Source organism: Novosphingobium sp. TK46 (assembly GCF_055361525.1).
In genome coordinates this window covers 2277725-2299718 of sequence record NZ_CM143963.1, presented here as the reverse complement: position 1 = coordinate 2299718, position 21994 = coordinate 2277725, and the positions used below count along the sequence as shown (strand labels likewise).

16 protein-coding genes are annotated in these 21994 nt (G+C 65.6%); 3 read left to right on the top strand and 13 right to left on the bottom strand.

What is annotated here, in order from left to right:
* Positions 1 to 128: 128 nt before the first annotated feature.
* The 5 genes from ACXJ1Z_RS11015 to ACXJ1Z_RS10995 form a co-directional block, all read right to left on the bottom strand.
* A complete protein-coding gene (locus ACXJ1Z_RS11015; RefSeq protein ID WP_463776663.1) occupies positions 129 to 1490 on the bottom strand; it encodes a methyltransferase family protein in 1362 nt (453 codons plus the stop codon).
* A gap of 92 nt (positions 1491 to 1582) precedes the next feature.
* On the bottom strand, positions 1583 to 2926 hold the full coding sequence (locus tag ACXJ1Z_RS11010) for an outer membrane protein assembly factor BamB family protein (protein ID WP_463776662.1): 1344 nt from the start codon (positions 2924 to 2926) through the stop codon (positions 1583 to 1585).
* 25 nt (positions 2927 to 2951) lie between these two features.
* Complete coding sequence (locus ACXJ1Z_RS11005) at positions 2952 to 3725, bottom strand: tetratricopeptide repeat protein (RefSeq protein WP_463776660.1); 774 nt, start codon at positions 3723 to 3725, stop codon at positions 2952 to 2954.
* 124 nt (positions 3726 to 3849) lie between these two features.
* Complete coding sequence (locus ACXJ1Z_RS11000) at positions 3850 to 4977, bottom strand: glycosyltransferase (protein ID WP_463776659.1); 1128 nt, start codon at positions 4975 to 4977, stop codon at positions 3850 to 3852.
* A 5-nt stretch (positions 4978 to 4982) separates the two neighbouring features.
* A complete protein-coding gene (locus tag ACXJ1Z_RS10995) occupies positions 4983 to 5843 on the bottom strand; it encodes an alpha/beta fold hydrolase (RefSeq protein ID WP_463776657.1) in 861 nt (286 codons plus the stop codon).
* Positions 5844 to 5911: 68 nt separating this feature from the next.
* Here ACXJ1Z_RS10995 and ACXJ1Z_RS10990 point away from each other — a divergent pair, with 68 nt between their 5' ends.
* Both ACXJ1Z_RS10990 and ACXJ1Z_RS10985 read left to right on the top strand, forming a co-directional pair.
* The gene (locus ACXJ1Z_RS10990; RefSeq protein WP_463776655.1) at positions 5912 to 7288 is read left to right on the top strand and encodes a protein adenylyltransferase SelO family protein; all 1377 of its coding nucleotides are present in this window, start codon (positions 5912 to 5914) and stop codon (positions 7286 to 7288) included.
* A gap of 103 nt (positions 7289 to 7391) precedes the next feature.
* Positions 7392 to 8870 (top strand): succinylglutamate-semialdehyde dehydrogenase, encoded by a 1479-nt coding sequence (locus ACXJ1Z_RS10985; protein WP_463776654.1) that lies wholly within the window; start codon positions 7392 to 7394, stop codon positions 8868 to 8870.
* 13 nt (positions 8871 to 8883) lie between these two features.
* On the opposite strand, the gene ACXJ1Z_RS10980 is transcribed toward ACXJ1Z_RS10985, so the two are convergent.
* Both ACXJ1Z_RS10980 and ACXJ1Z_RS10975 read right to left on the bottom strand, forming a co-directional pair.
* Positions 8884 to 9615, bottom strand: coding sequence for a hypothetical protein (locus ACXJ1Z_RS10980; protein ID WP_463776652.1), 732 nt, complete (start codon positions 9613 to 9615; stop codon positions 8884 to 8886).
* Between the two features lie 270 nt (positions 9616 to 9885).
* Positions 9886 to 10326 (bottom strand): glycine zipper 2TM domain-containing protein, encoded by a 441-nt coding sequence (locus tag ACXJ1Z_RS10975; protein ID WP_463776651.1) that lies wholly within the window; start codon positions 10324 to 10326, stop codon positions 9886 to 9888.
* 174 nt (positions 10327 to 10500) lie between these two features.
* On the opposite strand from ACXJ1Z_RS10975, the gene rarD reads away from it, so the two are divergent.
* Positions 10501 to 11406: an EamA family transporter RarD gene (gene rarD / locus ACXJ1Z_RS10970; protein ID WP_463776650.1), complete on the top strand. Its 906-nt coding sequence runs from the start codon at positions 10501 to 10503 to the stop codon at positions 11404 to 11406.
* Here rarD and ACXJ1Z_RS10965 read toward each other — a convergent pair.
* The 6 genes from ACXJ1Z_RS10965 to ACXJ1Z_RS10940 form a co-directional block, all read right to left on the bottom strand.
* The gene (locus ACXJ1Z_RS10965; RefSeq protein ID WP_463776648.1) at positions 11403 to 12725 is read right to left on the bottom strand and encodes a dihydroorotase; all 1323 of its coding nucleotides are present in this window, start codon (positions 12723 to 12725) and stop codon (positions 11403 to 11405) included. The genes rarD and ACXJ1Z_RS10965 overlap by 4 nt on opposite strands.
* A gap of 177 nt (positions 12726 to 12902) precedes the next feature.
* Positions 12903 to 15323, bottom strand: a complete 2421-nt coding sequence (treY, locus tag ACXJ1Z_RS10960) for a malto-oligosyltrehalose synthase (RefSeq protein ID WP_463776647.1) — start codon at positions 15321 to 15323, stop codon at positions 12903 to 12905.
* Positions 15320 to 17287 carry a 4-alpha-glucanotransferase gene (gene malQ / locus ACXJ1Z_RS10955; RefSeq protein WP_463776645.1) on the bottom strand — a complete coding sequence of 656 codons (1968 nt, stop codon included), beginning with the start codon at positions 17285 to 17287 and terminating at the stop codon, positions 15320 to 15322. Before malQ ends, treY begins: the two co-directional genes overlap by 4 nt.
* Complete coding sequence (gene treZ / locus ACXJ1Z_RS10950) at positions 17284 to 18987, bottom strand: malto-oligosyltrehalose trehalohydrolase (protein WP_463776644.1); 1704 nt, start codon at positions 18985 to 18987, stop codon at positions 17284 to 17286. The genes malQ and treZ overlap by 4 nt, the downstream gene beginning before the upstream one ends.
* Positions 18984 to 21089 carry a glycogen debranching protein GlgX gene (glgX, locus tag ACXJ1Z_RS10945; RefSeq protein WP_463776643.1) on the bottom strand — a complete coding sequence of 702 codons (2106 nt, stop codon included), beginning with the start codon at positions 21087 to 21089 and terminating at the stop codon, positions 18984 to 18986. The genes treZ and glgX overlap by 4 nt, the downstream gene beginning before the upstream one ends.
* Positions 21090 to 21191: 102 nt before the next feature.
* Positions 21192 to 21962: an energy transducer TonB gene (locus ACXJ1Z_RS10940; RefSeq protein WP_463776641.1), complete on the bottom strand. Its 771-nt coding sequence runs from the start codon at positions 21960 to 21962 to the stop codon at positions 21192 to 21194.
* Between the last annotated feature and the right edge of the window lie 32 nt (positions 21963 to 21994).

The window sequence follows — 21994 nt, the reverse complement described above, 5'->3', positions numbered from 1 at the left end:
GCGTGCGCCATAAAGCCGAACGGCCGCGGCGGCCGGCAAGGAAGCACGATCATCGACATCGTTCCAGATATCGGCTCTGGGCAGCGAGGCGCAAGGAGCAAGTCGTACAAGACCATTTCAAGCTCCGCTCACTCAGCAGGCGATATCGATCCTTTTGCAGGGTGCGCCCTAGACCTGCGTGGGTGCAGCAGCCGTCCGATGGCCGAGAGGTTCCGCGTGATCGGCGCGTTCCGGGCCATCCAGGCGTGGTAGGCGCGGTATTTGGCATCCTGGGCCAGCAGATGTGCTTCCTCGGTCCGGGCGCGCCAGTAATAGATGCCGCTGATCAGCGAGAGCACGACCGTGTTGCGGACGGCGTCGGTCCATGATCCGTTCGTCACCAGAAACGGCATGACCGAACACCACCAGAACAGGTTCTTGGCAAGGTAGGCGGGATGCCGGGTGAAGCGATACGGCCCGTTGGTCAGCACGCCGCGATAGGTCAAATTCGAAAAGCGAATGCCGAACGCGAACGTCGCCCATGCATAGACTGCGGTCAGGAACACCAGCCAACCGGCCCACGCCCATAACAGCGGCGTGCTGCCTTGCAGCCAGTGGGCCCAGTCGGCGGTCGCGGCCTGGTAACCCATGACATCGTCGCGGCCCATCGTGCCCCAAACGAACGGCGGATAACACAGCAAGGCGGCGATCCAGCCTGCGAGCAGGGGATTGCCGCTCCGGATATGCGCATCGAGCGGGCGGAACGTCAGCAGGTAACCGACCGTGCCGATCTGCACGTCGACGACGAACAGCGTTTCGAAAAGCGTCTGCCCCAGCCTGACCGGATCATGAATCAACGCGGCATAATCTGCGGTGACGACCAGCGCGAAGCCCGGCGGCAGGATCGAGATCATGAATGCGCCGAAGAACCCCTTGATCGCCCAGGCCCGCCAATGCGCCGCGACCTGTTCGCTCGACCAATCCTCGCGTCCGATCAGCATCGCGCCGAAATGCCAGACCGCATCGCGCGGCTCTACAAGGTAGCGGTCGAGCCAGATGACGTACGGGATGGAGAGCACGAACAAGGGCACACAGAAAGTGCCGATCACCTCCATCGCGAACAGGTACTGCCCGTCCCAGTACCAGCGCCCGACGCAATAGAAGAAGCCGATGCCGGCCCATGTCGCCCAGAAGCCCGCAAGCTTGGTGATCGAGATGTCAGATGTTTCGCGCGTGGAGCGCTTCAGCGTCCAGTCGATACCGGTGGAAGCGCGACGATGAACCTTGTCGACCAGCAGCGACCAGCCAATCATCGGCAGCGATGTAAACAACAACGTCATCACGGCCGCATAGGGGCCGGACATCGGCTCACGCGGGCCGGGGATCGAGAACGCTTGCGCTATCCCGGCCCAATTGCGGCAGATCAGGATCCAGGCGATCAGCCCGGCCACGCCGACCAGCCCGACGCCAGCCGAGATGTCACTTTGGGGGCGAAGCTTGACGCTGCTCATCGCGGCTTTGCTAATGCGCAAAGGTTAAAACGCGCGAAACATTGTCACTCATCCCTGTCCGGGCTGACTGCCGGACACGGATCGAGCGAATGTCAGCGGTAGGCGGTGATCGTCCCGCTATCGTCCAGGATATAGAGCGTCTGGTTGGCGACCACCGGAGGCAGCGATACGGCGCCCTTGAACTTGCCGTACTGCGTCAGAGTGCCTTCCGAAGGATCGGCATAGGCCAGTTCCCCTTCCGAGTTCGCCACCCACAGGCGATTGCCCGCAAGCACCGGACCGACCCAGAAGACCGGACCCTTGCGCTTCTCCGGCTTGCGATAGCGCTCAAGCTGGTTGAGCCAGCGCACCTTGCCGGTGCCGCGCGCGATGGCGAGCAACTGCGCATGATCGGTCAACGTGAACACCCAGTCGCCCACCACCGATGGCGTCGAGATGCCGGCAAGGCTCAGTTCCCAGATGCGCTGGCCGGTGGTCAACTCGTATGCCGCCATGCGTCCGCCCTGACCGAGCGCGAAGACCCGGCCGCGATCGATGATCGGATCGGCGTCGACGTCGGTGAGGCTGCCCACCTCGGTCGAGATCGAGGTGCGCGCCAAGGCATCGGACCACAGCTGGCGGCCGTTTTCGTAACGATACGCCACCAGTTCGCCCGAGGAATAGCCGGCGACGACCGTACCTTGCCCGACAGCCGGAGCGGCGACGCCGAACACGCCGGACTGCGTGACCGAGGCGGACTCGTTCCACAGCTGCTTGCCGTCCTGCGCGTTGAGCGAGACGATCTGATTGTCCTGCGTCATCACATAGACGGCGTTGTAGCCGATCGACGGCGAACCGCGCAGCGGGCCGGCGGGACGCACCTTCCACTTTTCGGCGCCGTCGGTCGCGTTCAGCGCCGCGACTTCGCCAAGCCCGGTGGTGACGTAGACGGTTCCGGCATCGAAACTAATGCCACCACCGAAGATTGCCTTGGCATCGTCACCAACGTCGAAGTTCTTGGACCAGATCCTGGCACCGGTATCCGCACTGAACGCAGTGACCACGCCGCCCGTGTCCATGGCATAGAGGCGGCCGTCACCGATCACCGGCGAAGCGGCCAAGCGGCGCTTGTTGGTCGAGCCGGCGATGTGTGCGGTCCAGAGCCGTGCCGGCGAGGCGCCGAGTGCGAGATGACCGTATGCCTTGCTGGCAGTGCCCCCGCCCTGCGCCCAATCGGCGTTCGCTTCGGCCGGTGGAAGAATGACAGAAACGCCGGCGAGTTCGGGATCGACCTTCGCACCCGATTCGATCCGCGAAAGGATGGGCACCCGCTCACCAACGGTGGGGGTCTTGGGTCCGCTCTTGCCCTTGAAGATACCGCAGCCCGACACGCCGAGCGAAAGCGCGACGATAAGGGTGGGAACCAGCAGGCGTGCGCGTGAACAGCGTGTCATCATGTCGTAAGCCTTGGCCGCCAAAATACTATTCTCCCCCGGCGCCAGGGCCGGACGCACCGCCCTCGCCCGAGGCACTTACGACATCGTCGATCGCATCATATCCGAGTTGGCCGGACAACTGACGCACGCGCGCACGCAGCGCATCGGGCTGGGTCTTGTCCTTGGCGATCTTGGCCAGCAACGGTCCTGCCTGCTTCACCTTGCCTTGCTTGAGGTAGGCGATGCCCACCATCTCGCCAGCGGTGCCGAACCAGGGGTTGCCTGGCTGCGCCAGCGACGAAAGGCGATCGATCACCGTCTGCGGTGGCAGCTTGTCGTAAGCGGCCGCAATCTCGCGAACGGTTGCCAAATCGCGCAATGGCTTTGGCGCGGCGCTATTCTGCGCGACCTTGGAATAGAGTTGCGCGGCCTCTTCAGCCTTGCCCTTTTCCAGCAAGGCGCCGGCTTGCGTGATCTGCGCCATGACCGCGATGCCGCCCGTTTCCGCCGCAACCGGCGCCAGCTTGGCCTGCGCCCCGGCGACGTTGCCGGCATCGAGATCGTCGAGCGCGAGGATCAGCTGTTCCGACCCGGCTTCGGCCTCTGCCTTCTGACGATGCTGCCAATACAGGAAGCCCCCGAACGCAAGCAGGGCGATGACGATACCCGCGATCACAGCCACGCCATAGCGCTTCATGAACGTCTGAAGCTGATCCTGGCGTACGGCTTCGTCGACCTCGCGCATGAACACACCGCTTTGCTCAACCTGGCGGCGAGCGGCGGCGATATTGGTCACGGGATGCTGGGGAGGAACGGCCAAGGAAGGGCTTTCTGGGAAACCTGACGATCGGGGCGCTGTTTAGCGCAAGGGCGCCGCAATTCAACGGTGATGATCGGTGGCGGATATCGGGTGAAGGACGCGTGAATGGCGCAGTCGTGTCCAGCTATGGGAAAGACGACTTGCCCAGTGCCCGGGCGTAGATGCGCCCATAGGTCGAAATCATAGTCTTTTCATCGTAGTGCGCCAAGGCATGGCTGCGGTTGGCGGCGCCGACGCGAGCGCGTGCAACCTCGTCCCGGGCGAGCCTTTGCAGCACATCCGCGAGCGCGTCATCATCGTGCGGCCTACAGATAAAATCACGATTCTCGGCCGAGACCATCGCTGCCACGTCGCCCACGGCAGGGGATGCAACCGCGATTCCCGCGGCCATGGCCTCCACCACCGAGATCGGAAACTGCTCGCTATCGGAAGACAGCGCGAAGATATCGAACAACCCGACCGCCTTGGCGGGGTCGGCAGCGAAGCCGGGCAGATGCACGCGATCCGCGATCCCGCATGCGTGCGCCTGCGCCTTGATGGCGTCCCGCTCCGGACCTTCGCCCAGGATCACCAGTTGCCACGGCTCGGGCAGCTTGGCGAAAGCGCGCACCAGTCGCGGCAGGTTCTTCACGGCGCGCAGGCCCGCAAGGGTGCCTACCCATCGTTCTGCGGGACGTTTGACGATGCGCGGCAGGGCGTCCGCCTTGGGCTTCCTGGCGTAAGTGGCCAGCGCGATGCCATTGGGAACCAGGTGAACCCGGCCCCGCGGCTGCTGCCAGGCACCGAGCGCGACGGCCTCGAGCTTGCGCGACGGCACGACCAGCGCCGACGATCGATAGAGCGCCAGCCGCCGATACCAGTTGCGTGTGACCTTGAGCTTGTCGGCCTCGTCCTCGTTGAAGCCATCCTCGTGGTGGACCAGCGGAGGCAGCGCCAGAAAGTCGCCGAAGATGGTATGCGCCATCACCGCATCCATCGCGCCCCAGTTATAGGTGAGCACGAGGTCGTAGGGTTTCATCGCGGTCGCCAGCCGTTGCAATCGCCCCGGCGTTGGCCTCCCGGACAGGCTGGGGAAGTCTTCCGGGTAGCCGACCCGGATGCCGCGATCGATCGCGGCCGCCGCTGCCATCGCGCCGGGCACCGCGGACACCACGTCATGCTCCAGCTCGCGTCCGAACGCGTTCATCAGGCGTGCCGCCCGCAACTCCTTGCCACCGCGATCGAAGCTGGAATGAAGGTGGAGTATCCGCAAGACCGTCAGCCGACGCGCGTCAACAGGCTGTCGATCGCGGCGAACGCCTCCGGCTCGCACAAGGTCGGTGCGTGGCCGACGTGCGGGATGGTGACCGATACCGCTTCAGGCAGGCGTTTCAACATTTCGGCAAGGGTCTCGGTCCCCAACAGGTCGGACAGCGCCCCCCGCACGATCAGCACCGGACGATCGCGCAAGGCGTCGAGTGCCGGCCACATGTCGGCTTGCGTGGCGTTGGCGTCCAGCTGCACGAACGGCTCGGCTATCTTCATGTCGTAGTCGAAGACGATGCGGGCGTTGTTGCCCAACGTCATCACTCGCTTGGCGGCGGCGATCCAGAACGGCAGATCGCGATCGGGATGCGCTGCGCCGTGCATCTCCTCAAGCCCGCGCGCGGCATGGACCCAGGTGGGAAAACTGCGTCCCTGGCCGACGTAACCCTTGATGCGCTCGATTCCGGCGGGATCGAGGTAAGGCCCGACATCGTTGATGACCGCGGCAACGATACGCTGTGGCTGCTGCAGGGCGATCAGCATCGTCATCAGCCCGCCCAGAGACGTCCCCACGGCAACGAACCGATCGATGCCAAGCTCGTCGAGCAACGTGGTCACATCCTCGATATATTGCAGCGGGTTGTAGCTTGCCGCCTCGCGCGCATACTCGCTTTCGCCGCGCCCGCGCATCTCCAGACACAGGACACGCCAATCGCCCGACAAGCGCTCGGCCAAGGGCTCGAAGTCGCGGGCATTGCGCGTGAGGCCATGCAGGCAGATCACCGGCGGACGCGCATCGTCGCCCGGATAATCGCGATAGTGCAGTTTCAACCCGTCCCGGCTGCACCAGAACCGATCTTCGTAACGCGTCATGCCCGTTTGGCGCCCTTGCTTGATCCGCCCGGCTTGATCGACGGGCGCCTGGTGCCCACTATCGCCTGATGAAACGCGAACCGCAAGCGAGTGCCTATCACCCCGACCCGAAGATCCTGGCGATCGCCGACTGGATCGGCGATCCGGTCACGGCCGCCGGGTTTCCCAGCCACATTTTGCGCTTTCGCAATGATCGTTGGGCCAAAGCGGTAGGGCTGGAGGCTGTGGACGATACCAAGTGGCTCGATCACTTCGCAAAGTTCGCCCCGCTGCCCGGCAATCTCGCGCAGCCTTTGGCGTTGCGATACCACGGCCACCAGTTCCGTTCCTACAACCCCGACATCGGCGATGGTCGGGGCTTTTTGTATGCGCAACTTCGTGATGGCAACGACCGGTTGCTCGATCTGGGGACCAAGGGTTCGGGGCAGACGCCCTACAGCCGGTTCGGCGATGGCCGGCTGACGCTGAAAGGCGCGATGCGCGAGATCCTCGCCACGGAGATGCTCGAGGCGCTGGGGGTCAACACCAGCAAGACGTTCTCGGTCATCGAAACCGGAGAGGCGCTGGAACGCGGCGACGAGCCCTCGCCCACCCGGTCGGCCGTGCTTGTGCGCCTGTCGCATGGCCACATCCGCTTCGGCAGTTTTCAGCGCCTGCTTGCGTTGGACGAACGGGATCATATGGCGCAGCTGGTCGATTACTGCCTCGCCAACTACCCCGGCGGCATGCCGCCCGAGGATGCGCCGGGACGCGACGAACCGGCGGTGATCCTGCTGCATCAGGTCGTCGAACGCATGGCCGATCTTGCCGCATCCTACATGGTGGCCGGCTTCGTCCATGGCGTTCTCAACACCGACAACATGAACGTGTCGGGCGAAAGCTTCGACTATGGCCCATGGCGTTGGTTGCCGCAGTGGGATCCTGCCTTCACCGCCGCCTACTTCGACCACTCGGGCCTCTATGCCTTCGGCCGCCAGCCAGAGGCGATCCTGTGGAACTGCGGCCAGCTCGCCGTGGCCTTGCGGCTGCTCGTCGATACCGCTCCCCTCGTTGCCGCGCTCGACCGATACGGTGAACTGTACATGCAAGCGATGGCACGCCGCTTCACCTGGCGGCTCGGCATCGAACAGCGCGGCCAGGCGGCTGACACCGCGTTGATCGCGGCGGCGGAGCGATACATGCGCGAACGGGCGCTATCGCCAGACGCGTTCTTCTTCGCCCATCGCGCCAGCCGCGATCGTCCCGATGGCGAGTTCGGCGAACTGCTGTCCGCCTATGTGCCGACTTGCGAAGCGCGCGGCGAAGTGTGGGCCCATGGCGCCCCGCCCGGCGTGCTCATCGACGAGGTCGAACGGCTCTGGACCGCGATAGACCAGCATGACGACTGGGCACCGCTCCACGCCAAGGTCGCAGCGATCCGCCAACTCGGCGCCGCACTGGGGTGATCGTGCAAGGCCGTGGTTAACCTAGCGTTGTTAGCATGACGGTAAGGAGCATCGTGGCATAGCCGCATCGGGAAGCTCGAGCGATAACGGAACATCAATCCTAATGGACGGCGCCATCACGCCTGACACGACCGCCGGCGAAACGCGCAGTCTTCCGCGTGCGCAGCCGGCGTCGCAGCTCGTGTCGTTCGAGCCTGCGACCGGGATGGAGTTGTGGCGCGGCGCCATCTCGGATGTCGACGAAGTCGTGTCGCGCGCGCGCCGCGCCTGGCCGGCATGGGCGGCGCAGCCCCTTTCCACACGCATGGAACTGGTCCGCCGGTTCGCCAACGAGGTGCGCAAGGAAGCGGACGCCCTCGCCACCACGATCGCGCGCGAGACCGGCAAGCCGATGTGGGAAGCGCATTCCGAAGTCGAGAGCGTGATCGCCAAGGTCGAAATCTCGATCCGCGCCTACGCCGATCGGACATCCCAGCGTAAACTGGACAGCGCCCTACAAGGCACGATGGCGGTGCGCCACAAGCCGCATGGGGTACTGGCGGTGCTCGGGCCGTATAACCTGCCCGCCCACTTGCCCAGTGCGCACATCATCCCGGCGCTGATCGCGGGCAACGTCGTCGTCTTCAAGCCGAGCGAAAAGGCTCCCGCGACGGGCGAGGCGCTGGCACGATGCTTTCACCGCGCCGGCATCTCCGCCGCGGTGATGCAGCTCTGCATCGGCGGCCCGGTCGAGGGGCAGCGGCTGGTCGTCCATGACGGTATCGACGGGATTCTCTTCACCGGGTCCGCGAACACCGGCATCGCCATCAACCGCAAGCTTGCGACCCGGCCCGACAAGCTGGTGGCGCTGGAGATGGGGGGCAACAATCCGCTGGTGGTATGGGACACGCCCAAGCTGACCGATGCCGCCGCGATCGTCGTGCAATCCGCTTTCGCGTCCGCCGGTCAGCGCTGCACGGCGGCACGCAGGCTGATCGTCAAGGCCTCGATGTACGATGCCTTGATCGCCGAAGTGAAGACGTTGGCGGACCGCATCATCTTCGGGGCGCCGTTCGATTCGCCGACTCCGTTCATGGGGCCGATGATCGACAACGCGGCGGCGGACGGGTTGATCGAGAGCTTCGTCTACCTGCTCAGCCATGGCGGCCAGGCGATCAAACATCTGGTGCGGCCCGACGAGGGGCTTCCGTTCCTTTCGCCGGCGATGATCGACGTAACGGCCATGCCCGAGCGGCCGGACGTGGAACTGTTCGGGCCGATCCTGCAGATCATCAAGGTCGACGATCTCGACGAAGCTATTGCCGAAGCGAACGCCACGCGCTTCGGGCTGGTGGCGGCTCTGGTGGGTGGGACGCCGCAGGAATACAATCGCTTCTGGGCACAAATCCGCGCCGGCATCGTCAATTGGAACCGGCCTACCATCGGACCGGCCCATGCCGCGCCGGTCGGTGGTGTCGGACTATCGGGCAATCACCGCCCGACCGGCTACTACGCTGCCGACTATTGCGCCTATCCGGTATCCTCGGGAGAGATCGAGCAACCCCGCGCCGCGATCGGTATCGGACTGCGCGAGGCGTCTTGAACCGCGCGGCGGATCAGCTCCCGCTGGAAACCAGATCGACCTCGGTCAACCCGTTGGCCAGCTTGCGTACGTAGACGACATAGGCTTGCCCACCCTTGCGGCCGCCCAGAACGTTGTCCGACCCGTCCATGCGATACTCGGCGCCATAGCCCGCTGCCGTCGCCTTGGTGTAATAGAAGTCGATGACGTCACGCGGAGTCACCGGGCTGACGAAGTTCACCACGCGCAAATGACAGCCGTCGGCATCGGTTCCGGCCGCCTCCTGCACCGCTCCGCGTGGATAGACCGGGAGATCTTTCGGCAGCTTGCCCGCCCAGGTGGCGGAATACTGCGCCTTCTTGGTGCAATCCACGCTGGCGGCCTTGGCCTGCTGCGCAACTTGCGCTGCCGTCGCGGCACCCTCGACCAAGGATGAGGCGGGACCGGATTGGGCCGCGGGCGCCGACTTGAGATTGCCCCCGGCCTGCACCATCGCCTCGTCGCGCGCGGCCTGTATCGCTTCGGGCGAGCGTTGCTGCGGGGGCAGCTCGATCTGCCCGCCGTTCGCCGCAACCGCCGCGCCGTTGTTGCCCGCCATGTTGGGATCGACCATGATCTGATCGCCCAGCGCACCGGTCACTGCCGGATCGCTCTCGGTCGGCGTCGGTGTATCCTTGTCCGAACCGCACCCGGCGAGAAGCAGCGTGGCGGCCAAACTGGCGGCCAAGGGCATGCGGGCTTGTGCGAAGGTCGGCCTGTTCATCATCACATCCTCGAGCGGCTGACGCTGCAAGTCGCAATCAGCTGTGCTTAACGAAACGTTAGCCTTGCGGCGCATGCGTTAACGAGGTGTTGTTGTAACTGGTTAATTTCAGCGATGTACCATTGTGGGAAGATACCGCGCCGCCGGGTAAAAGGACAGGCGCCCCCTGCCAAGACAAGAGGCGCCCATCCCGCCCGCTTCCAGGCAGGCTATGCCGCCGGGAAGCAGACTTCTCCCGCGCGCGTCGCCGTCCGCGCGCGGGGATGGTTTGGATCAGCGGCAGCGCGAGCTACCCCTGTCGACCTGCCGTCCCAGCAGGGCGCCGCCAGCCGCGCCGAGTACGGTGCCCAGGGTGCGGTCACGACCGCCGTCGATGCCACGGCCAAGCAAGGCACCCGCGGCGCCACCGACGAGCAGGCCGGTCGTGCCGCTGCCCCGGCGGCAGGAATAGCGGTTGTCATCGCCGCGCCACGAGCGGTCACGGTAGTCGCGGCGATAATCGCTGCGATAGTCGTTGCCGTAGCCCCGACGATAGTTGTCGCGCGAGTAGCGGCGATCGCGCGACCAATCGCGATGATCGTTATAGGTTTCGGTGCCCGGTGCGACGAACGTCGATTCGTTTTGCGAATAGGAAACTGCGGCGGTCGCCGGCATCGCGGTCGCCAGCGTTGCGGTGGTGGCGATGAGGGCGGAAAGCTTCAAAAGAGCGTTCATGATGTTTCTCCTGCTCGGCGGAGACCAGAAGATCCGCCGTCTGCATTCATCTTTACGGGCTTCAACATGAACGATCCGCAACGACCTCGTCAGATTCGAAGATTTCGGCGAAGCGAGTAAAATCCTCTGTCGAGTTGCTTGAAGCACGTTCTTTGCGCCCGTATCACTCACGCCATGAGAGCAGGCTCACAGCCCAGCGGGCTTCCCTACGCCATCGCCGCCTACCTGATCTGGGGCCTGATCCCGCTGTATTTCCGCCTGCTGCACGAGGTGCCGCCGTTCGAGCTGGTCGGCTGGCGCGTGCTGTTCACCGTGCCGATCTGTCTCGTTCTCGTCATGCTGATGAAGCAGTCGGGCGAAGTGCGGCGGGCGCTGACGACACCCCGGACGCTGGCGGCGCTGATGGTCAGCGCGATGTTGATCGGCGTGAACTGGCTGGTCTACGTCATCGCGATCGCCACCGACCACGTGCTGGCCGCCAGCCTGGGCTATTACATAAACCCGCTGATGAACGTGCTGGCCGGCACCGTCTTTCTGCGTGAGCGCCTGTCCCGGCGTCAGTGGCTGGCCGTGGTGCTGGCGACCGTCGGCGTTTTGATTCTGGCCTGGGGCGCGTTGAACACGCTGTGGATCAGCATGGGCCTGGCGATCAGCTTTTGCGGTTACGGCCTCGTTCGCAAGCTCACCCCGGTCGAATCGCTGCCCGGACTCGCGGTCGAGACGCTGGTGCTGATCGTGCCGGCGCTGGCGCTGGTCGGATGGCAGTCCGTGCAGCCGGCCGGCATCTCGCTGGGACAGTCTCCCATGCTCGACGTCACACTGGCGATGGCCGGGCTCGTCACCGGCATCCCGCTACTGCTGTTCGCCACCGCGGCGCGGCGAATGGACTATTCGACGCTCGGCTTCGTGCAGTTCCTGGCGCCGACGCTGGTCTTCCTGCTGGGATTGTTCGTCTTTCACGAGCCGTTGCGCCCGGTACAGCTTGCCAGCTTCGTGATGATCTGGGCTGCCATCGCCGTGTTCTGCTGGGACTTGCTGCGCAGCCGCAAGCCCCCGGCGATCATTGACGAACCGGTCTAGAGCGCACCGGCGAAGCGCAGCGGTTCGCCCACCGCGGTTTCGCCCAGCTGCCCTTCCCACATCGCGAAGTGGCCGCGCACGATGGTGCCCAGCACACGGCCTTCGAGTTCCATGCCGGTGAACGGCGACCAGCCGCAGCGGCTCTCCAGCCAGTCCTCGGCCACGGTGAAGCTGCCCTTGCGATCGACCACGGTGAAGTCCGCGTCGTATCCGGCGGCGATCCGGCCCTTGCCCACCAGACCGAACACCCGCTGCACGCCTGCGCTGGTCATGTCGATCAGGCGCTCCAGGGTCATTCGCCCCTTGGCGACGTGATCGAGCATCAGCGGCAGCAAGGTCTGCACACCGGGCATGCCGCTGGGGCTGGCGGGGTAGGTCTTCGCCTTTTCCTCGATCGTGTGCGGCGCGTGATCCGAGCCGAGCACGTCGGGCACGCCCTGATTGAGCCACTGCCACAAGCCGTCGCGATGCGCGCCCGAGCGGATCGGCGGGTTCATCTGCGCATACGTGCCCAGCCGGGGATAGGCATCCTCGGCCGCGAGCGTCAGGTGCTGTGGGGTCACCTCGCACGTCGCCACGTCCCGGTGTCGCGCGATCAACTCCAGTTCGGCCGGCGTGGTAATGTGCAGCACATGGATCGGGCGCCTGGCCTCGCGTGCCAGGCGCAGGATCCGTTTCGTCGCCAGCATCGCGCTTTCATCGTCGCGCCATACCGGGTGGCTCGAAGGATCGCCTTCCACCCGTTCGTCCTTGCGCGCGTTCATCCGCGCCTCGTCCTCGGCATGGATGGCGACGCGGCGCCGGCCGCTCGCGAGAACACGGGCAAGCGCCTCGTCCTCGGCCACAAGCAGGCTGCCGGTGGACGCGCCCATGAAGATCTTGACGCCGGCCGTACCGGGGATCCGCTCCAGCTCGGCCAGATGCGGCGCGTTCTCGGACGTGGCGCCGACATAGAACGCATGGTCGCAGTGCATGCGGTGATGCCCGCGCGCCAGCTTGTCGAGCACACGCTCGGCGGTATCGGTGTTGGGATTGGTGTTGGGCATCTCGAACACGGCGGTGATGCCGCCCATCACCGCGGCGCGGCTGCCGCTTTCCAGGTCTTCCTTGTGCTCCAGCCCAGGCTCGCGGAAATGTACCTGGCTGTCGATCACGCCGGGCAGCACGTCGAGCCCGGTGCAATCGACACGACGCGACGCATCCGGATAGCTACCCACCCCGACGATCTTGCCATCGCGCACCGCGACGTCGGCATGGACCGGGCCGGACGGCGTGTGGACCATACCGCCAGCCAGTACGAGTTCGGGGGCAGCGCTCATCGTGTCATCTCCAGGTTGCCGCAATTGCCGGTGTCCTGACCAAAGGCAAACCCCTCCCGGTCGCGAGCTTCAAGGACGGGCGAAAGCGATTCGTGGGGGGGCAAGGTCATATGCCCTTCTGCACCGAACCCGATCGCGTAGGACAGCGCGAAGTGATCAGCGCGCTGCCACACCGCCTCACTGGATGGCGATGAGGCTGTCTGCAAACAGGTCGCGCGCCGCCCATGTCTCACCATTCGCCATGATCCGCGTCTCGCCCCACCACTCTGGCGCGGGGACCGGGGACGACTGCCCGATCAATGCCGATCCGAGCCGTACCGCAACCGCGCACAACAACGTCTCGTCCCCATGCGAGCGCGAAAATGCGACGATGTGGCCGGCGCGTTCGCCGGTGACCGACAGCGGTTCATAGCCGCCTTCGCGCAAGGCTGCGCTGCGCTTGCGCAAATCGAGCAAGGAGACGACCAGCCGCAGCTTCGCGGCTTCGCCATCGAGCGCGTCGCCCGCCAGCAACGCGCGTCGGTGGTCATAATCGACTGGCCGGCGGTTGTCCGGATCGACCAGCGAGTGATCCATCAACTCGCAGCCCTGATAGATGTCGGGAACGCCGGGCGCGAGAAGATGCAGGGCGGTCTGCGCCAGCGTGTTGGCGCGCGCGGCGCCAGCAATCTCGGCGACGAACGCGTTGAAGTCCTCGCGGAAGGCGGCGCCTTGGGCCCCGGTCAGCAGCAATGTCGCCAGATCGTGGCAATGCGCCTCGTAAACCTCGTCGGGCGCTTCCCACGACGATCGCAGCTTGGCTTCGCGCAGCGCCTTGCGCTGCCAGTCGTGGATCCGTTCGAGCAGCGTCTCGTCGCCGTGCTCCCAAGCGCCGACCAGGCTTTGCAACAGCAGATAGGCATCCGCCGGATCGACCGCTTCGGCATGGCGGGCGGCGAGATCGAGCCAGCGGCGGGCTCGATGTTCCCAGGCTTGCGGCACCGCGCTCAGCACCGCAAGCCGTGCCCGGGCATCTTCGCCGCGCTTGTGGTCGTGCGTTGCGGTGGCAAGCATCGCGTGCGGTGTCGCTTGCGCGCGGGTGCGCATCGCGGCGTGGAAATCGTCCAGTGCGCACGCGGCATTACCCGGATCGAAGCCCACGTCGTTGGCGGAAAGCAGCACGCCATGGCGATAGAAGGCAGTATCCTCCACGCCCTTGGCGGCGATCGGCGCGGAAAGCTGCTGGAACCGGCGCACGGCTTCGCCCAGCAGTTTCGGGCGAGAGCTCGTCCCCGTCAGCCAGCCCAGTACGGCATCGAGCACCGCGATCTCGCCGGGAGGCATCAACGGCAGCGCGGCCGCGCGCGCCGCCTGTCGGATCGGTTCGTCCGCAGCGGGGGCGCCCTCGGCCGTGGCGTAAGTGCGATAGACCGGGAAGATCCAGAGCAGCCGCTCGATCGCGCGACGCAGCATGCCGGCGGTCAGATCCTCGCGCCCCTCGCCTTGCGCCAGCGCGACGAAGCTGGCGACGCAGGCGGCGAGCTGCCCCTCGAACTGCCATGTCAACAGATCCTGCCGCGCCGGTGTCGCTTCCGCTTCGAAATCGGCGCTGCGCCCGCTGATGTCCTCCCACAGCGCCGCGAGCGTCGCCTGCCCGGCGGGATCGTGCAGAACCTCCGACACCTCGCGCATGAAGTCGTAGCCGCTGGTGCCTTCGATCGCCCAATCCGTGGCGAACGGTTCGTTGGCGGCGAGGATCTTTTCGACCACGATATAGGCCCGGCGATCGGGCGCGATCTCGTCAAAACGGGTCCGCAACTGACGGCAGTAGCCGGCGGGATCGGTCAGCCCGTCGACATGATCGACCCGCACGCCATCGATGATCTTGCGCGCGAACAGATCGAAGTACAGGGCGTGGGTCCGCGCGAATACGGCCTGATCCTCGATGCGGACCCCGGCCAGTTCGTTGATCGAGAAGAAGCGCCGCCAGTTCAATTCATCATTGGCGGCGCGCCAGTAGATCAGGCGGTAATGCTGGCGGTCCAGCAGCGCGCGGAAGCGTTCGCCGGTGGTCTCCTCGATCGCTTGTTCCGCGCGCAAACGATGGACCGGATCGTCGCGGCGGATCGGGTAGATCGCGCCTTCATACAGTTGGACGCCCAGCCGCTCGCCACGCGGCACCAGCGTGATCGCACCCTCGGCGATTGCTTGCGGCAGTGGCGTGCTCAGCACCGGCAAGGCCAGACGCTCGCGCCAGTCGATGTCGAAGACCGGCGCGAAATCGCTTTCGGGTCCGTTCTCCAGAACGTCCATCCACCAGGCGTTTTCGTCACCCGCGACGCCCATGTGGTTGGGAACGATGTCGATGATCAGGCCCATGCCGTGCCTTTGCAACGTGGAAGCCAGGCTGATCAGGCCCTCCTCGCCACCAAGCTCGGGATTGATCCGCGTCGGGTCGATCACGTCGTAGCCGTGAGTCGATCCTTTCGCCGCCGTCGTGATCGGCGAGGCGTAGACATGGCTGACGCCCAGATCGGACAGATAGGGCACCAGCGCTTCTGCATCGGCAAAGGTGAACTCGGCGTGCAACTGCAACCGGTAGGTGGCGCGAGGCATCATGCCGAAGGACCCGACGCGCGCGCTGCGATCAGCGCGGCGACGCGGCGTGCGGTGGCAGGTTCTGCAAGCAGGTCGGCCAGCGGCGCGGCAAGACGGCGGCGCCAGTTGGGATGCTCATCGATAGTGCCCGGCAAGTTCGGCTGCTCTTCAAGCGCTAGCAAATCTTCCAGCGGAACGATCGCCAGCTTGCAGGGGGTGCGCGCGAGATGCGCGATCGCCGCTTCGACGACGGGAGCGGGGTCCCGATCGGACGGTTGCGGCGACCCGCTCGGGGCGATCCGGGTCCAGAGTGCCTTGCGATCGGCCATGCGTCGTCGTTCCTCGTTCTCGCAATCCCCGCCGCGTAACAGGCGCCGGTTCCATTCGATATCGCGCCCGGTCCACCAGCCGGCGATGGTGGCAGTGTCGTGCGTGCCGGTCATCGCCACCGCTTGCGCGGGGAAGTCGGCCGCAGGGCGGAAGCTGTCCGCATCGCGTTCGAACCAGAGCACGCGCATGCCCAGCATCGCCTTTTGCGCCACCGGTTCCACGAAGCCGGGCGGGCGCGTGCCGAGATCCTCTCCGACGATCACCGTGCCCGCCCGATGCGATTCGAGTGCGACGATCCGCAGCAGGTCGGCGAACGGATATGTCAGGTAGGCACCGTCGCCCGCGCCCGCTTCTGGCGGCACGACCCACAGCCGGGCGAGCCCGAATGCGTGATCGATCCGCAAGCCACCCGCATGGCGCAGGCTTGCGCGTAAGGTGGCGATCCAGGGCGCGAAGCCGGTTTGGCGCAACCCGCGCGGCGAGAAGCCGGTAAGCTGCCAGTTCTGCCCCTCGGGGCCCAGCGGGTCCGGAGGGGCGCCGATCGTCAGGCCGTGGAGCATCGCCTCCTGCATCGACCATGCATCGCTACCGGCAGGATCGATGCCGACGGCCAGATCGGCGATCAGGCCCAGCGCCATCCCCGCGGACCTGGCCTCATCCTGCACGAGCGCCAGCGATCGATCCGCCAGCCATTGCGCATAGAGATGGAACGCTAGTTCGTCCCCATGCTCGACCGCGAACTGCGCGGCGGCTCGACCATCGGGAGCGCGGTATTCGATCGGCCAGCGCCGCCAGTCGGGCTCGTGCAAGTGCGCGGCCAGCGCATCGAACAGCGCGTGCCGTTGCAACGCGGGGCCCTGCTGCTGGGCCCAGGCCTCAACTTCGTCCCGCGTGCCTGCATCAAGGTCCGCGAAGGCGCGGCGCAAGGCGCGCGTCCGCTCTGACAGGCTGGTCGGCCAGTCGATCAACGCCCCGCCTTCGCCGACGGGATTATCGTCGATCGGCGCGAAAGCAGGGTTCAGAAACAGGCGGCTCGAAGGCGAGTACGGGCTGAACCGTTCGCACTCTCCACCGATCGGGGCGTGAACCGGGCTTATCGCGACCACGTCGGCGCCATGACCGGCGAGCAGGCGCACCGCTTCGCGCAGGTCCCCGAAATCGCCATAAGGCGCGGACCGCTCCCGCAATGAGGGTATCTGGATCGCGGTACCCCAAAGCTGGCGGCCGCCACCATCCGCCAGATCGTCGGGCACCACGCAACGCTGCGGCGCCACCGCCAGGATCAGTTCGTGCCCGGCTATGCGCAAACGGTGATAGCCCGGCTGAGCGATGCCCGGCAGGATGCCGCGCACGACGGCCAGCGCATGAATGCCGCCATCCTCCAGTTGCAACTCGGCGCTTTCCGCCGCGCCGAAAGCGGCAGGCAGGGCAAGCGGCGCATCGACGTCGGTGGACAGAAACACCGGCGGCTCGCGCTGCTCCTGCGCCAGCGTTTCCAGGCTGGAGCGAGCCGCATCCTCCGTCTCGGCGGGATAGCCCAGCGCCGTCAGGATCGCCCCGAGGTTCGCGTCGCCGACAATCCGTTCTACGCCGCCCGCATCCTGCCAGACGCGCGCGAGACCGGCGGCTTGCGCCAGAGCATGAAGCTCGCTCATGCCGGGGCCAGCCGCGCGACGAAGCGCTGTGCCTCGGCATGGATGATCTCGCCCGGCGCATCGGGCAAGGCTGCCGGCGTATCGGCAAGATCGATCGCAATGTTCAGGACCGCACCATCGCCCAATAGCCAGGAGGCAGAAACCGCCTTTTCGCCCGACACGTGCGCGCCGAGCGACTTCGCGCCCCTGAGCCGGGGCACGATCCACTTCGACCGCAAGGCGATGAGCGTACGATAGAGTTGCTCCCACGCGTCGGCATCGGGCCCGGGCTGAGGTTGCGATGCGGCGAACGTGCCTTGCGCGTTGGGATCGGGAATCGCGCGCCGTGCGCTTTCATCCGCGAACGCGGCGAACTTGGCGAACTCACGGCGACGGCCTTCGCGAACCGCATCGGCAAGATCGTCGTGGAAATCGGTAAAAAACAGGAACGGGCTCTGCGATCCGCGTTCGTCACCCATGAACAGCAACGGGATCTGCGGGCCGAGCAGCAGCAGCGCGGTGGCGGCACGCAACTTGGACGGATCGGTGAGCAGGGTCAGCCGCTCGCCCATCGCGCGGTTGCCGATCTGATCGTGGTTCTGCAGGAACGCCACGAACGCGGACGCCGGCAAGTGGCCGCTGGACGAACCACGATGCTTGCCGTCCTGATTGGCCGAGGGCTCGCCCTGATAGATGAAGCCTTCGGCCAGGCAGCGCGCCAATCGCGCCTCGGGCTCGTCGGCAAAATCGGTGTAGTACGCGTCGGTTTCGCCAGTCAGCAGCACATGCAGGACGTTGTGGAAATCGTCGTTCCACTGCGCGTCGTAGACACCTTCGCGCAGGCGATCGGCCTCGTTGTGCTCGTTTTCAAGCACCAGATGGATGTGGCGGCAGGCCGATCCGGCACGCAGATCATGCGCGAGCTGGTCGAGAAACGTCGGATTGTCGATCGCGTGAACCGCATCGAGGCGAAGCCCGTCGAAGCGGTAATCGCGAAGCCACATTTGCGCGTTCTCGCGAAAGTAGGCTGCGACCTGCGGCTTGTCGACGGCGACCGCGCCACCCCAGGGCGTCTCGACCTCGATATGGAAGAAGCCGGGCGCATAGGCGTTGAGATAATTGCCGTCAGGACCGAAGTGATTGTACACCACATCGAGCAGGACCATCATACCAAGCTCGTGGGCCCGGTCGATCAGCGCGCGCAGTTCCTGCGGCGTGCCATAGCTTTCGGCCGGTGCGAACGGCAGCACGCCATCATAGCCCCAGTTGCGCGTGCCGGAAAACGCGCCGATCGGCATCAACTCGATCGCGGTGATGCCAAGATCCGCGATGCGCGGCAGTTCGTCCATGACCCCGGTAAAACCGCCGAGCGCACCGACATGCACCTCCTGGATAATGGCTTCTTCCCAGGGCCGGCCGCGCCAGGTGTCCGTGCGCCAGACATAATCGTCGGGATCGACGACGACGCTCCATCCGTGAACGCCGCCATCCTGCGACCGCGATGCCGGATCGGGCACGGCAAGACCATCGTCCAAGTGGAAGCGATATCTGGCGCCGGCACTCGCCTCAACCTCGGCGCTGAACACGCCATCCGCCTGCGCCACCATCGGCACTGGCTGGGCGCCTTCGATCTCAAGCAGTGGACGGTGCTGCTCAGGCGCCCACAATGCGAAGCGCCAGCGGTCTGGCGATACCTTCCCAGGGCCCCAGACCGTGGTCACTGCGCGAATTCCGACAGCGAACGGATCAGCACCGCGCTATGCGGTGCCAGTTCGTAATCGGCCCCGACTGTCTCGTCTGCGGCGTCCGGCCGGGCGCTGTCGATCAGCAGGGTGCGTTCGGCCGTGCCCATGTTCAAGGTGAAGTGGATGGGATCGTCGCTGGCGTTCAGCAACAGGTTGATCGCTTCGACGTGGCCATCGTCAAGCTGGATGGCCCGGCGCATGCGCAATGCCCGGCCTTCCGGGTTCTGCCAGTCCTCGGACGAAAGCTGCTCTCCGCGCTCGTCCCACCATTCGACGTCGTCGACGCCCTGGCCCGGCGAATTCTCGCCATAGAGAAACACCTTGGAGCGCAGCACCGGGTAGCGTTTGCGCAAGGCGATCAGCCGCGATGTGAAATCGCTCAGCGCCGCGCCAGCCTCGGTGTCCAGCAAGGACCAGTCGATCCAGCTGATCTCGTTGTCCTGGCAATACGCGTTGTTGTTGCCGTTCTGCGTACGGCCGAACTCGTCGCCCGCGACCAGCATCGGCGTGCCGAGCGAGGCGAGCAGCGTCGTCAGCATCGAACGCTGGACCTTTGCGCGCGTCTCGACGATGCCCTGATCGTCCGTCGGCCCCTCGGCACCCCAGTTGCGCGAGATGTTGTTGTCGTGACCATCACGGTTTTCTTCACCGTTGGCCTCATTGTGGCGCTCTTCATAGGCGACGAGATCGGCCAGGGTGTAGCCGTCGTGGCTGGTCAGGAAATTGACCGAGGCCCACGGACGCCGCGCGCGCCGGTCGAACAGGTCGCCCGAACCCAACAGTCGCGCGGCCAGATCGCCACGCTGTCCCGGCTCGCCGCGCCAAAAGCTGCGGGCGGTGTCGCGGAACTTGTCGTTCCACTCCGCGAAGCCCGGCGGGAAATTCCCGAGCTGATAGCCGCCGATCCCGACATCCCAAGGTTCCGCGATCAGCTTCAGCCGGCCCAGCACCGGATCCTGGCGCAGCACGTCGAACAGGCCGGCATTGGGATCGAAGCCATGGGCGGTGCGCCCCAGCGTCAGCCCGAGGTCGAAGCGGAAGCCGTCGATGCCATAGGACGTCGCCCAGTAGCGCAGCGAGTCCGCCACCATCTGGATCACGCGGGCATGCTCCAGATTGAAGGTATTGCCCGTACCCGTATCGTTCAGGCAATAGCGCTTGTTCTCGGACGACAGGCGGTAATACGTCGCGTTGTCGAGACCGCGCCAGCACATCGTCGGGCCAAGCTCGCTGCCTTCGCAGCTATGGTTGTACACGACATCCAGGATCACCTCGATACCGGCGGCGTGCAGTCGGCGCACGGCGACGCGCAGTTCGTCCTGCGTATTCTCGTCGGCGAAGTAGCTGGGCTCCGGCGTAAAGAAGTTGAGGGTGTTGTAGCCCCAATAATTGCGCAGGCCCCGCTCCTGCAGGAAACGATCCTGGGTGAAGGCGTGGATCGGCAGCAGCTCCAACGCGGTGATGCCCAGCCGCTTGAGGTGGTCGATAACCTTGGGATGCGCCAGCCCGGCGAACGTGCCGCGTTCCTGCGGCGGCGCATGCTCCAGCAGCTTCGTCAGACCCTTGGCATGGGCTTCGTAGATCACCGTCTCGGACCAGGGCGTATTTGGCCGGCGATCCTCGCTCCAGTCGAAATGGTCGTGGGTGACGACGCCCTTGGGCATGGCCGGCGCGCTATCCCGCTTGTCGAAGCCCAGATCGGCGCGGCGTCCACGCAAGGGGTAGGCGTGGAGCACGTCGTTCCAGCGGATGTTGCCGTGCAGCCGCCGGGCATAGGGATCGAGGAGGAGCTTGTTGCGATTGAAGCGGTGGCCCTGCTCCGGCTCATAGGCACCATGCGCGCGATAGCCGTAGAGCAGGCCCGGCCGCGCATTGGGCAGATAGCCATGCCAAACTTCGTCGGTGCACTCGGGCAAGGCGAACCGTGCTATTTCACGCCGCCCGCTCGGATCGAAAAGGCACAACTCGATCTGCTCGGCATTGGCGGAGAAGATGGCGAAGTTTACACCCAGGCCATCGAACGTGGCTCCGAGCGGATAAGGTCTGCCGCCTTCGAGGCGGTCGGGCAAAAGGCTCAAGGGTGCTCCCGGCGCAGCTTGGTGTCGGCAGGGAGAATGCTTGTTGGCGGATTTTGCTGCAACGCGGCAGGACAAGGTCCGAAAAAAGGTGCGCGATCAGCCTCAGCTGGTGAGAACGAACGGAATGGTCACGTATCCGCGCACCGCGACGGGCGATCCCGCTTTCTTCTGCGGCGCCCAGCGCCAGCGCTTCACCGCTCCCAAAGCCGCACGATCGAGCGCCTGGCTACCGCTACTCGAGGCGAGCTGGATGTCGGACACCTTCCCGTCCGGGCCGACCAGCACCATCAGCTTGACCGTGCCCTGCTCACGACGGCGGCGCGCATCGACGGGATAGGCCGGCGGTTTGGCGGACAGGACCTGGCTCGACAGGTCGCCCCCCTCGACCGGATCGGATGATGCCACCGGCGCCGCCGCCGCCGTGGCGATAGCCGGGGCGACGGCCCGGGTGGTGGGCACGGGCGCGCTTGGTGGGGGAGGCAGGTCGAGCGCGACCTGAACCGGTCCAGGTGACGGCAGCTGGATCATCGGCTTGGGGATGAATGCCCGGGGCGGCTGCTGCACCGGCTTGTCGAGGCTTTTCGGCGGCGGAGGTGGCGGTGTCGTATCCAGCTCCTTCATCGCGACCACGGTCAGCCGCGATGGCGCTTTGTGCTGGGCGACGACGTTCAACGTCGCCAGTGCGGCGATACCGGCCAGGATCATGCCCGCCGATGCCGCGAACGCAACCGCGCTCGATCGACGCGAGGGCTGATAGACGCTGCGCTCCATCACCATGTGACCGTTCGGCACGCCATCCGGCGTTCGCAACGCTAAAGGCTGGAACGACGGCGTCAGGGCCGGTGCATATCGCGGTGCTGCCAGGGTGGCCATGTGAATGCCTCATCGGATTGCGCAATCGGGCT

Bases quoted from the DNA above. Each gene is read 5' to 3' on its own strand.
- ACXJ1Z_RS11015 (WP_463776663.1), bottom strand. From the start codon at position 1,490: ATGAGCAGCGTCAAGCTTCGCCCCCAAAGTGACATCTCGGCTGGCGTC.
- ACXJ1Z_RS11010 (WP_463776662.1), bottom strand. From the start codon at position 2,926: ATGATGACACGCTGTTCACGCGCACGCCTGCTGGTTCCCACCCTTATC.
- ACXJ1Z_RS10995 (WP_463776657.1), bottom strand. From the start codon at position 5,843: ATGACGCGTTACGAAGATCGGTTCTGGTGCAGCCGGGACGGGTTGAAA.
- ACXJ1Z_RS10990 (WP_463776655.1), top strand. From the start codon at position 5,912: ATGAAACGCGAACCGCAAGCGAGTGCCTATCACCCCGACCCGAAGATC.
- ACXJ1Z_RS10985 (WP_463776654.1), top strand. From the start codon at position 7,392: ATGGACGGCGCCATCACGCCTGACACGACCGCCGGCGAAACGCGCAGT.
- ACXJ1Z_RS10980 (WP_463776652.1), bottom strand. From the start codon at position 9,615: ATGATGAACAGGCCGACCTTCGCACAAGCCCGCATGCCCTTGGCCGCC.
- ACXJ1Z_RS10975 (WP_463776651.1), bottom strand. From the start codon at position 10,326: ATGAACGCTCTTTTGAAGCTTTCCGCCCTCATCGCCACCACCGCAACG.
- rarD (WP_463776650.1), top strand. From the start codon at position 10,501: ATGAGAGCAGGCTCACAGCCCAGCGGGCTTCCCTACGCCATCGCCGCC.
- ACXJ1Z_RS10965 (WP_463776648.1), bottom strand. From the start codon at position 12,725: ATGAGCGCTGCCCCCGAACTCGTACTGGCTGGCGGTATGGTCCACACG.
- treY (WP_463776647.1), bottom strand. From the start codon at position 15,323: ATGATGCCTCGCGCCACCTACCGGTTGCAGTTGCACGCCGAGTTCACC.
- malQ (WP_463776645.1), bottom strand. From the start codon at position 17,287: ATGAGCGAGCTTCATGCTCTGGCGCAAGCCGCCGGTCTCGCGCGCGTC.
- ACXJ1Z_RS10940 (WP_463776641.1), bottom strand. From the start codon at position 21,962: ATGGCCACCCTGGCAGCACCGCGATATGCACCGGCCCTGACGCCGTCG.